Source organism: Actinomycetota bacterium (genome assembly GCA_030682655.1).
Taxonomy (GTDB): domain Bacteria; phylum Actinomycetota; class Coriobacteriia; order Anaerosomatales; family JAUXNU01; genus JAUXNU01.
In genome coordinates this window covers 1-13,847 of the sequence record JAUXNU010000129.1, presented here as the reverse complement: position 1 = coordinate 13,847, position 13,847 = coordinate 1, and the positions used below count along the sequence as shown (strand labels likewise).

The window sequence follows — 13,847 nt, the reverse complement described above, 5'->3', positions numbered from 1 at the left end:
GGTCATGCCCGGCGACAACGTCGAGCTTCGCGGCGAGCTTATCAACCCGATCGCGATGGAGGAGAGCCTGCGTTTCGCGATTCGCGAGGGCGGTCGCACCGTCGGCTCGGGTCGCGTGACAAAGATCTTGAAGTAGCGCTCGTTTCTTTGAGAAGGAGGCGGGATCCGGCACGGATAATGCCGGGTTCCGCCTATCCCGCTCCTGGTCTGAGCGGTTTGACAGTGCAGAAATCAGGGTGCTAGAGTACCCTACCGCGTGCGTGCCCTCCCGGGCTTCGTGATGCGGTCGGTTGGAGGACTTGATGAGAACGTTGGTCACGCTGGCGTGCACCGAGTGCAAGCGCCGCAACTACACCACAAAGAAGAACAAGCAGAACAATCCTGAACGCATCGAGTTCAAGAAGTACTGCAAGTGGTGCAAGACCCACACCGTCCACAAGGAGACCAGGTAGTCGCCTGTACGGGAGTGGTTGACACAGGCCAGTAGCTCCAATTGGTAGAGCGCCGGTCTCCAAAACCGGATGTTGGGGGTTCGAGCCCCTCCTGGCCTGCCACGACGAATGCGCTGCTGCAGTGCGGGACTCGCTTGCAGCGGTATGATGAACGTCGCGACATGTGACGCGACGGGACGGAATGAGTGATATGGGAAAGGCTACCAAGACAGAGAAGCTGAATCTCTTCGCTCGAATCGGCCGCTACTTCGGCGACGTTCGGGCTGAGATGAAGCGAGTCGTGTGGCCGACGAGGAACGAGGTACTGAACTCGAGTCTCGTCGTCATTATGACCCTCGCGTTCTTCATCGCATTCACGCTTGTCGTCGACACGTTCTCCACTCAGCTCATTCAGCTCGTCAGCAAGATCGGCGGCTAGCCATATGGCCAAGAAGTGGTACGTCATTCATACGTACTCTGGATACGAGAACAAGGTGAAGACGAACCTTGAGCACCGCATCGAATCCATGGGCGTGCATGACAAGATCTTTGAAGTGCTGATTCCGAAGGAGACGGTGACGGACCTCAAGGCGGGTGGTCGCAAGGTCACCAGCGAGAAGAAGGTCTTTCCCGGCTACATCCTCGTTCAGATGGAGCTCGACGACGACTCGTGGTACGTGGTCCGCAACACGCCTGGCGTGACGGGCTTCGTCGGCTCGCAGGGCAAGCCGGTGCCGCTGTCGCGCGACGAGTTCAACCGCATCGCGCAGCGTACGGTCGCTGGTGTCAAGCAGAAGACCACGACCACCGATTTCGCCGAGGGGATGGCCGTGAAGGTCACGTCTGGCCCGCTTGCCGAATTCGACGGCGTTATCTCGGAAGTGAACATCGATCAGGCCAAGGTCAAAGTAATGGTCTCGATCTTTGGCAGGGAGACTCCGGTTGAACTTGGGTTCGACCAGGTGGCACGGCTCTAGAAGAAGGATCGTCGATGTTGTGCCGGCAGATGATGCGCTGCCGGGCTTCTCATGGCAACGACGTGGTGATAGACAGGTCGAAGATTCGCGCGATGTGCGCGGTGTGATAAGGACGTGAAGTAGACGATGGCCAAGAAGGTCGCGGGTTTCATCAAGCTGCAGATTCCGGGAGGCCAGGCCAACCCGGCTCCTCCGGTCGGCCCCGCTCTGGGTGCCCAGCAGGTCAACATTATGCAGTTCTGCCAGGCGTTCAATGCAGCCACTCAGGACAAGATGGGTACGATCATCCCCGTGGAGATCACGGTCTACGAAGACCGCTCCTACGATTTCGTGCTCAAGACGCCGCCGGCTGCCGTGCTTCTCAAGCAGGCTCTCGGTATCGAGTCCGGCTCGGGCGTTCCGAACCGAGACAAAGTGGGCACGGTCACTCGCGCGCAGGTGCGTGAGATTGCCGAACTCAAGTTCGAGGACCTCAACGCCAACGACATCGAGGCCGCGATGCGAATCATCGAAGGCACTGCACGCTCGATGGGCGTCAACGTAGAGGACTGATTGCAGGTCGCGGTCGCACAAGGCGACTGCGCGAGTGTGGGAGGACCGTGCCCGGTCCGCTGACCACGAGGAGGCAACAATGAAGTTGGGCAAGCGTATGCGTGAGGCGGTTTCCAGGATCGAGAAGGATCGTCTGTACACCCCACTTGAGGCTGTCAAGCTTGCCAAGGAGTGTGCTGCCGCGAAGTTCGATGAGACCGTGGAGGTCCATTTCCGCCTGGGTATCGACACCCGCCAGGCGGACCAGCAGGTGCGCGGTAGCGTCTCGCTCCCGCACGGCACCGGTAAGGTCGTCCGCGTGGCCGTCTTCGCCGAGGGCGACAAGGCGCGTGAGGCCGAGGCTGCGGGCGCCGACGTGGTCGGCTCGGACGATCTGGTCGAGAAGATCCAGAAGGGCTTCACGGACTTCGATGCCGCTGTGGCCACGCCTGACCAGATGTCGAAAGTCGGCAAGCTCGGCAAGGTCCTTGGCCCGCGCGGTCTGATGCCGAACCCCAAACTCGGCACGGTTACGATGGATGTCGCCCGCGTAGTCGGTGAGCTCAAAGCCGGCAAGGTCGAGTACCGGGCGGACAAGTTCGGCATTGCGCATGTCGGGATCGGCAAGGCGTCGTTCAGCGAGACAGAACTCGTAGAGAACTATGGTTCGCTGCTAGACGAGATCCTCCGGGCCAAGCCGTCCTCGTCCAAGGGCCGCTACATCAAGTCCATCACGCTGACCTCGACGATGGGCCCCGGCGTCAAGGTCGATCCTACGGTCACGCGCGACCTGCTCGAAGCCTAGCGCCGGGCGATGCGCTCGCGGGGTTGCGCTCCGAATCCGCGACGTGCATACTACCGGAGCACTGACAACACAATAGCGTGCACGATCGCTGCCGAAGACAGCAGGCGCCCGAGAGGGCCTAATCGACCGAGAAGGTCAGCCAGCCGAGGTGGGGCCGGCCGGGGAGTCTCCTCGGCCAGACAGAGCAAGAGATGCTCGTGGCCTCCGTCTCACCGGCGGGGGCCACGTTTCTTTCCGGCACAAGCCGGCGCGTGGTCCAGGACCAGCCGCTCCTTGCGGCCGGGACCTGCACCGACGTGTCGGGCACGCCGAAGAAGGGAGGGATAGGGAATGCCGACATCGACAAAGGCCGCGTCCGTCGCGGAGATCAAGAGCAAGCTCACGAGCAATGAAGGAGTGATTCTTGCCGACTATCGCGGTCTCAGCGTCAAGGAGATGCAGGAGCTCCGTGGCAAGGTCCGTGAGGCCGGTGGCGAGATCAAGATCTACAAGAACACACTCACCGAGATCGCCGTCCGCGAGCTCGCTCTTCCCAGCATGGATGAGTACCTCGTGGGACCGACCGCGTTCGTCTTCGTGCAAACGGATCCGGTGGGTCCTGCGAAGGCATTGATGGACTTCGCGAAGAAGCACACCGCTCTCGAGGTGAAAGGCGGACTCGTCCAGAACGCACTTGTGGACGCTGCCGTCGTCAAGGCCATTGCCGCGCTACCGTCGCGCGAGGAACTCATCGCGAAGCTGATGGGCACACTCGTCAACCCGGTTCGTGGATTCATGACGGTCGCCAACGGCCCCGCGGGCGCGCTTGCGCGTGCGTTGAGGGCGGTAGCGGATCAGAAGGCCGCCGCGTAGCGGAGTAGGATCACATGGGATATCGCCGCTGGACGCCGGATGCGCCGCGGTGGCAACTGACAGTGAGAAGGAGATAGGAACGATGGCAAACATCACTCGTGAAGAGGTTCTGGAGTGGGTCAAGAATGCTCCTGCACTCGAGCTCGCTGAGCTCGTCAAGGAGATGGAAGATGTGTTCGGCGTGTCGGCGGCCGCTCCCGTTGCGGTTGCTGCGGCCGTCGCTGGCGAGGCTGCACCCGAAGAGGAGCAGACCCAGTTCGACGTCGTGCTCACCGGCGCTGGCGACAAGAAGATCCAGGTCATCAAGGTCGTGCGCGAGCTGACCAGCCTGGGCCTCAAGGAAGCCAAGGACCTGGTGGACGGTGCGCCGAAGTCCGTGCTCGAGGGTGTCGACAAGGATAAGGCCGCGGCAGCCAAGGCCAAGCTCGACGAGGCCGGCGCCGCCGTGGAGATCAAGTAGCAGCGCTGGCTGGAATGCAGCGGCGCATCGCGCCGTGAAGCATGGGGGCAGGATGGCCGGGACGCCCGATGGCACCCGGTCATCTGTACCGCCTTGGAAACTGTTGATACGTATTGACCTCGACTGGCAGTCTGGGTATCCTGATAATTTGCGACTCTCGTACCGCTTCCCACTGCCCTAAGGAGGAATCGCCTGGTGCCCCGCGGAGAAGGTTCCCCCGTCGTGAGCGCAGGTCTGCGCCAGCGCCGCACCTTCGCAAAGATTCCCGAGATACTTGAAGTACCCAATCTCATAGCGATTCAAAGAGACAGTTTCGACTGGTTCCTCAAAGAGGGCCTGAACGAGACGTTCTCTGACATCTCACCCATCGAAGACTTCACCGGCAACCTCGCCGTTGAGTTCGGTGGGCATGAGTTTGGTGACCCCAAGTACTCCGTGGATGAATGCAAAGACAAGGACATGTCCTACCAGGCGCCCCTCTTCGTCGAGGTGCGCTTCATCAACAAAGAGACCGGCGAGATCAAGGAGCAGCAGGTATTCATGGGCGACTTCCCGCTCATGACCGACCGCGGCACCTTCGTCATCAACGGCACCGAGCGTGTCGTCGTCTCACAGCTTGTCCGTTCGCCTGGCGTCTACTACGCCGAGGAGATCGACAAGACGACCGACAAGGCCATCTTCACGGCCAAGGTCATCCCTGCGCGCGGGGCGTGGCTCGAACTCGAAACCGACAAGCGCGATATCGTGTCGGTGCGTGTCGACCGCAAGCGCAAGCAGCCCGTGACGGTGCTGCTCAAGGCTCTCGGCATCGCCGAGACCCGCGAAGAGGTCCTGGAGCTCTTTGGCGGTTCTGAGTGCATCGCGAAGACTCTCGAGAAGGACTTCACCGAGACTCGCGAGGAGGCGCTCATCGAGATCTACAAGCGCCTGCGTCCGGGCGAGCCGCCTACGGTCGAGTCCGCTCGCTCGCTGCTCGAGGGGTTGTTCTTCAATCCTCAGCGCTACGACCTGGCGAAGGTCGGCCGCTACAAGGTGAACAAGAAGCTCGAGCTGAGCTTGCCTGACAGCCAGTCAACGATGACCAACGAGGACATACTCGCTGCCGTCCAGTACCTGGTTGCCCTGTGGGACGCCAAGGACGGCTACGACATCGACGACATCGACCACTTCGGCAATCGCCGGATCCGCAGTGTGGGCGAGCTTATCCAGAACCAGTTCCGGATCGGTCTCGCTCGCATGGAGCGCGTTGTGCGCGAGCGCATGACCACACAGGACGTCGAGGAGATCACACCGCAGTCGCTCATCAACATTCGGCCGATCGTGGCTTCGATCAAGGAGTTCTTCGGATCGAGCCAGCTCTCGCAGTTCATGGATCAGACCAACCCGGTTGCAGGGCTTACGCACAAGCGGCGTCTCTCGGCGCTCGGCCCCGGTGGTCTGTCGCGCGAGCGCGCTGGTTTCGAGGTTCGCGACGTGCATCCGAGCCACTACGGCCGCATGTGTCCGATTGAGACTCCGGAAGGTCCGAACATCGGACTCATCGGGTCCTTGGCCACTTTCGCGCGGATCAATCCGTACGGTTTCATCGAGACTCCGTACCGCAAGGTCGTCAAAGGCAAGGTCACCGACGATATCGAGTACCTGACAGCGGATGTCGAAGAGCGCTACATCATCGCTCAGGCCAACGAGCTGTTCGATCCCAAGAACGGGAAATTCCTTCGCGACCGTGTTCTGTGTCGGCTCAAGGGCGGGGAGCCTGAGGAGGTCGAGCCGAAGAAGGTCCAGTACATGGACGTGTCTCCTCGGCAGATGGTGTCGGTGGCGACCGCGCTCATCCCGTTCCTCGAGCACGATGATGCCAACCGTGCGCTCATGGGCTCGAACATGCAGCGCCAGGCGGTTCCGCTTCTGCGGCCTGCGGCCCCGCTCGTGGGCACCGGCATGGAGCACCGTGCCGCCGTTGATACGGGCGAGATCATCATCGCCAGGCGCACCGGCGTCGTTGAGTATGTGGATTCGAGGAAGGTGGTTGTTCGCGCGAAGGACGGCACGATCGACGAGTACCACATGCCCAAGTTCATGCGTTCGAACCAGGGAACGTGCAACAACCATCGGCCGATCGTCGTCGAGGGCGACAAGGTCAAGGAAGGGAACGTCCTTGCCGACGGCCCTTCGAGTGAGATGGGCGAGCTCGGCCTTGGACGTAACCTGCTCGTGGCATTCATGCCCTGGGAGGGGTACAACTACGAGGACGCGATCATCCTCTCCGAGCGTATCGTCAAGGACGATGTGCTGACCTCGATCCACATCGAGGAGTACGAGGTCGAGGCCCGGGACACCAAGCTCGGCCCCGAGGAGATCACCCGCGAGATCCCCAACGTCGGCGAGGATGTGCTGGCACACCTCGACGAGGACGGCATCATCCGTATCGGCGCCGAGGTCTTCCCCGGTGACGTGCTCGTGGGCAAGGTCACGCCCAAGGGAGAGACCGAGCTGACCGCCGAGGAGCGCCTCCTGCGCGCCATCTTTGGCGAGAAGGCCCGTGAGGTCCGCGACACGTCGCTCAAGGTCCCGCACGGCGAGACCGGTCGCGTCATCGCTGTGCGCAAGTTCAGCCGTGACGACGGCGACGATCTGAGTCCCGGCGTCAACGAGCTCGTGCGCGTGTACGTCGCTCAGAAGCGCAAGATCTCTGAGGGCGACAAGCTCGCGGGGCGCCACGGGAACAAGGGTGTCATCTCCAAGATCCTTCCGGTCGAGGACATGCCTTTCCTTGCCGATGGCACGCCCGTCGACATCATCCTCAACCCCCTCGGCGTTCCGAGCCGAATGAACATCGGGCAGTTGCTCGAGACGCATCTCGGATGGGCGGCCGAGGTGGGCTGGTCGGATGACCCGAAGGCCAAGGTCGCGGTCGAGGGACCGATTCATGTCGCGACACCGGTGTTCGACGGCGCGCGCGAGAGCGAGATCTCCGACGTCATCGAGGCTGCGAACCGCAACCTCCAGCTCAAGTATGCCGAGCGCTATGGCAAGAAGACGATCGACGCGATCGTTCCGCACGTGTCGCGCGAGGGCAAGACGGTGCTCTTTGATGGTCGCACCGGGGAGCCGTTCCGCGAGCCGGTGACTGTCGGGCAGATCTACATGCTCAAGCTCCTACACCTGGTTGACGACAAGATCCACGCGCGTTCGACGGGCCCGTACTCGCTAATCACGCAGCAGCCGCTCGGTGGCAAGGCGCAGTTCGGTGGCCAGCGCTTCGGCGAGATGGAGGTCTGGGCGCTCTACGCCTATGGCGCCGCCTACGTGCTACAGGAGATCCTCACCATCAAGTCCGACGACGTTCTCGGCCGCGTGAAGGCGTATGAGGCCATCGTCAAGGGCGAGAACATCCCTGAGCCGGGCATCCCCGAGTCCTTCAAGGTCCTTGTGAAGGAGATGCAGTCGCTGTGCCTTGACGTTGAGATCATCTCGGAGAGCGGTGAGGGGATAGAGCTCAAAGAAGAGGACGAGGACATCTTCAAGACCGCCGAGGAGCTCGGGCTCGACCTGGGCACGATGGGCGAGGGCGAAGAGGAATCCGCAGACGATACCGACGCTCTTGAGGAACTGATCGAGAGCGACATCGCGGCGCTGGATCTTGCCGGCAGCAGCGACGAGGAGGAGTAAGCCTTGCTCGACGTCGATGTGAACAACTTCGATAGGCTGCGCATAGGCCTAGCGTCATCGGAGCAGATCCGCCAGTGGTCCCGTGGCGAGGTCAAGAAGCCCGAGACGATCAACTACCGCACCCTCAAGCCGGAGAAGGACGGACTCTTCTGCGAGAAGATCTTCGGTCCGACGAAGGACTGGGAGTGCTATTGCGGCAAGTACAAGCGTGTCCGCTTCAAGGGCATCGTTTGCGAGCGTTGTGGCGTCGAGGTCACGCGCGCCAAGGTTCGTCGTGACCGTATGGGTCACGTGGAGCTGGCGGCTCCCGTCAGCCACATCTGGTACTTCAAGGGTGTACCGAGCCGCCTCGGCTACTTGCTCGACATCGCGCCGAAGGACCTCGAGAAGGTGCTGTACTTCGCATCCTCCATCATCACCTCGGTGAATGAGGAGGACCGTGAAGCGGATCTCGCGATGCTGAAGGACGAGTTGGCTGCCGACATGGACGGCCTCGAAGCCGAGAAGGCCGAGGAGATCGCCGCCGTTGTTGAGGAGCGGGATCGACTCATTGCCATTGCCAAGGGCGAGGTCGAGCCTGAGGAAGGCGACGAGATCGACGACGAGATTCCTGCTGCCGATCGCATCAAGAAGCTCGAGAAGGAATCCGAGCGTGACGTCAAGGACATCGAGGAGGAGTACGCCGATCGGCGCGCCCTGCTCCAGGAGGCCTTCGACGCCTTCACCAAGCTCAGCGCCAAGCAGCTAATCAATGACGAGACGCTCTATCGTGAGATGAAGATGCGTTTCGGCGACTACTTCCGCGGCGGAATGGGTGCAGAGGCCGTCCGCGACCTTCTGCAGCAGGTGGACCTGGACGATCTTGCGACCGAGCTGCGGACGCAGATCCGCGACGGCAAAGGTCAGAAGCGGCAGAAAGCGGTCAAGCGCCTGAAGGTCGTGGCCGCTTTCAAGAGCTCGAGCAACCGCCCGGAATGGATGATCCTGGAAGCGATTCCCGTCATCCCGCCGGACCTTCGCCCGATGGTGCAGCTCGACGGCGGTCGTTTCGCGACGAGTGACTTGAACGATCTCTACCGCCGTGTGATCAACCGCAACAACCGCCTGAAGAGGCTGCTCGATCTCGGTGCACCCGAGATCATCGTGAACAACGAGAAGCGCATGCTTCAGGAGGCGGTCGACGCTCTCTTCGACAACGGTCGCCGTGGCCGCCCTGTGACGGGCCCCGGCAATCGCCCCCTGAAGTCGCTTTCCGACATGCTCAAGGGCAAGCAGGGACGCTTCCGCCAGAACCTCCTTGGCAAGCGTGTCGACTACTCCGGCCGTTCGGTCATCGTGGTCGGGCCGGAGCTGAAGCTGCACCAGTGTGGTCTTCCGAAGGCGATGGCGCTTGAGTTGTTCAAGCCCTTCGTCATGAAGAGACTCGTCGATCTGGATCACGCGCAGAACATCAAGAGCGCCAAGCGTATGGTCGATCGTGGAAAGAGCGTGGTCTGGGACGTCCTCGAAGAGGTCATCCGCGAGCACCCGGTTCTGCTCAACCGCGCGCCTACGCTGCACCGCCTCGGCATACAGGCCTTTGAGCCCGTGCTTGTCGAGGGCAAGGCCATCCGCATTCACCCGCTCGTGTGTACGGCGTTCAACGCCGACTTCGACGGCGATCAGATGGCGGTCCATCTTCCGCTCTCGGCTGAGGCTCAGGCCGAGGCACGTATCCTGATGCTGTCCACCAACAACATCAAGTCGCCCGCGCACGGCCGTCCTCTCACGACGCCGACCCAGGACATGGTCATCGGCCTGTACTACCTGACGGCGATGCGTCCCGGGATGCCCGGCGAGGGCCGCGCGTTCATTCATTTCGATGACGCTCTGCTTGCCTACGCCAGCCGCGCCGACTTGGACCTCCAGGCGCTCATCACCGTGCGCCTGACCGAGGACGTGGTCGAGGAGTACCTGGATAAGGACGGCATTGCCCAGCAGCGCGAGCGTAAGGTCGGCGAGCGCATGGAGACGACCGTCGGGCGCGTCACGTTCAACCGGTCACTCCCCCCCGACCACCCCTACGTCAACCGCACGATCGACAAGAAGGGCATCTCACGAATCGTCGAAGACTGCTCGAATCGGTACTCGACGACGGAGATGGCGGCAATCCTGGACGAGGTCAAGCGTCTCGGGTTCCACTACGCGACACGCGCCGGCGTAACGGTGTCCGTCTACGACGCCCTGATCCCCGAGGAGAAGGGCGAGATCCTCGATGCCGCGCAGTCCACGGTCGACAAGATCGAGGAGCAGTACGATCGCGGACTCATTACCAAGGACGAGCGACATCGCCAGATCGTCGACGTGTGGACACGCGCCACCGATGACGTTGGAGACGCGATGGCGGCGAACTTCGACAGGTTCAACCCCATCTACATGATGGCCCACTCGGGAGCCCGGGGTAACATCAAGCAGATTCGGCAGTTGGCCGGTATGAGAGGCCTCATGGCCAACCCGAAGGGCGAGATTCTCGATAGGCCGATCAAGGCGAACTTCCGCGAGGGCCTTACCGTCCTTGAGTACTTCATCTCCACGCACGGTGCCCGCAAGGGTCTCGCCGATACCGCGCTGCGTACGGCGGACTCAGGCTACCTGACCCGTCGACTTGTCGACGTGGCGCAAGACGTCATCGTTCGCGAGTCGGACTGCGGCACGGACGACGGTGTCGAGTTCTCGCTCCGCTCGGACTCCAATCCAGAGGTGGCAGACCACAACCTCGTGGGGCGCTGTCTGCTCGCGCCGGTCACTGTGCCGAGGGGCCGCAAGGCTCTCAGAGAGGCTGGCGAGTTCCTGGCAAGTGATCAGGATATCCAGGCACTGCTGGACGCCGGGGTCGAGACGGTTGTTGGCCGCACGGTCATGACGTGCCACGCGAAACACGGTATTTGCCAGGCGTGTTACGGCTGGGATCTGGCGAGCAGTCGCCCGGTGGACATCGGGACCGCAGTCGGCATCATCGCCGCGCAGTCGATCGGCGAGCCGGGAACACAGCTCACGATGCGCACCTTCCACACCGGTGGCGTCGCAGGTGAGGACATCACGCACGGTCTCCCGCGTGTCACCGAGCTCTTCGAGGCTCGCAAGCCGAAAGGTCAGGCGATCCTTGCCGAAATCGCCGGTGTTCTGGAGATCGAAGACACGGAGAAGACCCGGAAACTGACCGTCACCGACGGCAAGGGCCACGAGAAGGCGTACACGGTTTCGCGCCGCGCGCGTCTGCGTCCGGGAGCTGAGAACGCGGCTGCGATCAACATGGGCCAACAGCTCACCGAAGGTTCTGTGAACCCGCATGATCTGTTGCACCTCAAGGGTCCAAGCGCGGTGCTTCGGTACATCGTCGCTCAGGTTCAGGAGGTCTATCGGAGCCAGGGCGTCGACATCAACGATAAGCACATCGAGGTCATAGCCCGACAGATGCTGCGCAAGATCACCGTGCTCGAGCCGGGCGACACCGACTTCCTGCCGGGACAGCTGGCCGATCGCTTCGTCTTCGACGCTGCCAATCAGGACCTCCTTGCCGCCGGCAACGAGCCGGCCGTCGGGACCCCGGTTCTCCTTGGCATCACGAAGGCGTCGCTGGCGACCGAGAGCTACCTGTCCGCAGCCTCCTTCCAGGAGACCACGCGTGTCCTGACCGACGCGGCGATCGCAGGCAAGGAAGACCAACTTCTCGGTCTGAAGGAGAACGTGATCATCGGCAAGCTCATCCCGGCAGCGACCGGCATGAAGCGCTACCGTGGTGTGCGGCTCACTTACAAGGGCCAGTCTGCCGAGTGGACCGCAGCCGAGGAGGGGCCACTTCCGGAATTCGCTCCCGACGAGCTGAAGGAGATAGAGGCCATGCTGCCCGGCCCGTCGGTCGTGGACGAAGGATCAGGTCTTACTCCCAGCGAGGCGGCAGCGTTCTTCGCGGACCTGGACGGGGCTCAGGGCGACGTTCGGGTCGACACGAACGCGTTCCAGGGAATCGTGTTCGAGCCTGACTCGGGGACAGCCCCGGCCGCACCGGTGCAGCCTGAAGGAGAGGCGCTCGACATGTCGCTCTCAGAGCTTGGGATATCCACGCGTGTGGAGACCAAGCTCCTCGAAAGCGGCGTGACGGACGCCCGTGAGCTCACCCGTCGCAACCAGGCAGATCTCCTTGCGCTGGACGGGATAGGCGCAAAGGCGGTCGAGGAGATCGAGCAGCGCCTGGCCGAGTTTGGACTTGGTTTGAGCTAGTTCACATGCGGAGTTGCGGGTGGGTGCCCCGAGCGGGGCACCCACCTTCGCATTCCGGCAGCACAAGATGGAATCGACAGGCATGGGATGAGTATAGATACGCCCGGGTGCGTGGCGTTTGACAGGCTGTGTGGGCTTTGCTAGAGTGCCACCTTGTGACTCTATGCTCGGTAGGTGCGCGCCACGCAGGACAGACTACCGAGATCATGAACAAGACACAGGACAGAAGGAGAGCACGTTGCCGACGATCAACCAGCTGGTCCGGAAGGGCCGCAAGGCGAAGGCAGACAAGAGCGCTACACCTGCGTTGAAGGCCAACCCGCAGAAGCGCGGAGTGTGTACTCGCGTCTACACGACGACGCCCAAGAAGCCGAACTCGGCCCTGCGCAAGGTGGCACGTGTCCGCCTGACCAACCAGATCGAGATCACCGCCTACATTCCGGGTATCGGCCACAACCTGCAGGAGCACTCGATCGTGCTCGTGCGTGGTGGCCGCGTGAAGGACCTTCCCGGTGTGCGCTACAAGATCATTCGCGCGGCTCTCGACTGTGCTGGCGTGGGTGACCGCAATCAGGCCCGTTCGCGATATGGCGTGAAGAAGCAGAAATAGACCTGCAGTGACGTATCCGTCGCCCGCGTAGCATCGAGCCGCGCGGGCGCTGAGTTGTCGAGGAGATACAAGAGATGCCAAGGCGTGCCCCAGCAACCCGACGTGATATCCTGCCAGACCCGGTGTACAACAACCGGCTCGTGACGCAGCTCATCAACAAGGTGCTCTGGGACGGCAAGCGTTCCGTGTCCGAGCGCATCGTCTATGGTGCGTTCGACATGATCGAGCAGAAGACTGCCGGCGATCCGCTCTCCGTCTTCAAGAAGGCCATGGACAACGTTCGCCCGACCCTCGAGGTTCGTCCCAAGCGTGTCGGCGGTGCGACTTACCAGGTTCCGATCGAGGTGAACTCCCGTCGCTCGACGACTCTCGCGATTCGTTGGATAGTCGGCTTCGCGCGCGCTCGCCGCGAGAAGACCATGGCTGAGCGCCTCTCGAACGAGATCATGGATGCCGCGAACGGGCTCGGGGCCTCGGTGAAGAAGCGCGAGGACCTCTACAAAATGGCGGAGTCGAACCGCGCGTTCAGCCACTACCGCTGGTAGACAAGACACACTAACGCCCTTCACCGGGCGATGCGACCGAGAGAACGAGGAAAGACCGAGACATGGCACCACAGAAGTACTCCCTCGCCAAGACCCGCAACATCGGGATCATGGCCCATATCGACGCCGGCAAGACCACGACGACCGAGCGCATCCTGTTCTATACCGGCAGGACGCACAAGATCGGCGAGGTCCACGACGGCGCCGCGACTATGGACTGGATGGTTCAGGAGCAGGAGCGTGGCATCACGATCACATCTGCTGCGACCACCTGCTTCTGGAAGGACCATCGAATCCAGATTATCGATACGCCCGGCCACGTGGACTTCACAGTCGAGGTCGAGCGTTCGTTGCGAGTGCTCGACGGTGCGTGCGCGGTCTTCTGTGCAGTCGGGGGCGTTGAGCCGCAGTCCGAGACAGTCTGGCGTCAGGCCGATCACTATGGCGTTCCTCGGCTCGCCTACATCAACAAGATGGACCGCACCGGGGCCGATTTCATGAACGTCGTCCAGATGATGAAGGACCGCTTGCACACGCGCCCTGTCCTGCTTCAGCTTCCGATCGGTGCCGAGGACCAGTTCTCCGGCATCATCGATCTTGTCGAAATGCATGCGATTCACTTCAACGAGGATGACAAGGGCATCAATCCCACGGAGGAGGAGATCCCGGCCGACATGGCCGAGTTGGCGGAGCAGTATCGCCAC

Annotated in this window: 13 protein-coding genes and 1 tRNA gene; all 14 read left to right on the top strand. The window is 62.0% G+C overall.

The window, feature by feature from the left end; all coding sequences use genetic code 11:
• A partial coding sequence (gene tuf, locus Q8K99_08190) for an elongation factor Tu (protein MDP2182535.1) occupies positions 1–136 on the top strand: 136 nt, incomplete at its 5' end.
• Positions 137–302: 166 nt separating this feature from the next.
• Positions 303–452, top strand: a complete 150-nt coding sequence (gene rpmG, locus Q8K99_08185) for a 50S ribosomal protein L33 (GenBank protein MDP2182534.1) — start codon at positions 303–305, stop codon at positions 450–452.
• 25 nt (positions 453–477) lie between these two features.
• A tRNA-Trp gene (locus Q8K99_08180) sits at positions 478–554 on the top strand.
• Between the two features lie 88 nt (positions 555–642).
• Positions 643–870, top strand: coding sequence for a preprotein translocase subunit SecE (gene secE / locus Q8K99_08175; protein MDP2182533.1), 228 nt, complete (start codon positions 643–645; stop codon positions 868–870).
• A gap of 4 nt (positions 871–874) precedes the next feature.
• Positions 875–1,408, top strand: a complete 534-nt coding sequence (gene nusG / locus Q8K99_08170; GenBank protein MDP2182532.1) for a transcription termination/antitermination protein NusG — start codon at positions 875–877, stop codon at positions 1,406–1,408.
• 126 nt (positions 1,409–1,534) lie between these two features.
• The gene (rplK, locus tag Q8K99_08165; protein MDP2182531.1) at positions 1,535–1,960 is read left to right on the top strand and encodes a 50S ribosomal protein L11; all 426 of its coding nucleotides are present in this window, start codon (positions 1,535–1,537) and stop codon (positions 1,958–1,960) included.
• Positions 1,961–2,039: 79 nt separating this feature from the next.
• Complete coding sequence (gene rplA / locus Q8K99_08160) at positions 2,040–2,744, top strand: 50S ribosomal protein L1 (protein MDP2182530.1); 705 nt, start codon at positions 2,040–2,042, stop codon at positions 2,742–2,744.
• Positions 2,745–3,074: 330 nt separating this feature from the next.
• Positions 3,075–3,596 (top strand): 50S ribosomal protein L10, encoded by a 522-nt coding sequence (gene rplJ / locus Q8K99_08155; GenBank protein ID MDP2182529.1) that lies wholly within the window; start codon positions 3,075–3,077, stop codon positions 3,594–3,596.
• An 82-nt stretch (positions 3,597–3,678) separates the two neighbouring features.
• Positions 3,679–4,056 (top strand): 50S ribosomal protein L7/L12, encoded by a 378-nt coding sequence (rplL, locus tag Q8K99_08150; protein ID MDP2182528.1) that lies wholly within the window; start codon positions 3,679–3,681, stop codon positions 4,054–4,056.
• Between the two features lie 222 nt (positions 4,057–4,278).
• A complete protein-coding gene (locus Q8K99_08145) occupies positions 4,279–7,728 on the top strand; it encodes a DNA-directed RNA polymerase subunit beta (protein MDP2182527.1) in 3,450 nt (1,149 codons plus the stop codon).
• Between the two features lie 3 nt (positions 7,729–7,731).
• Complete coding sequence (locus Q8K99_08140; GenBank protein MDP2182526.1) at positions 7,732–11,988, top strand: DNA-directed RNA polymerase subunit beta'; 4,257 nt, start codon at positions 7,732–7,734, stop codon at positions 11,986–11,988.
• A gap of 238 nt (positions 11,989–12,226) precedes the next feature.
• Positions 12,227–12,598, top strand: coding sequence for a 30S ribosomal protein S12 (gene rpsL / locus Q8K99_08135; protein MDP2182525.1), 372 nt, complete (start codon positions 12,227–12,229; stop codon positions 12,596–12,598).
• Between the two features lie 74 nt (positions 12,599–12,672).
• Entirely contained in the window at positions 12,673–13,143 is a 471-nt protein-coding gene (gene rpsG / locus Q8K99_08130) for a 30S ribosomal protein S7 (GenBank protein ID MDP2182524.1), read from the top strand.
• A 62-nt stretch (positions 13,144–13,205) separates the two neighbouring features.
• Positions 13,206–13,847, top strand: a 642-nt coding sequence (locus tag Q8K99_08125) for a GTP-binding protein (GenBank protein MDP2182523.1), incomplete at its 3' end; no start/stop codon positions are given.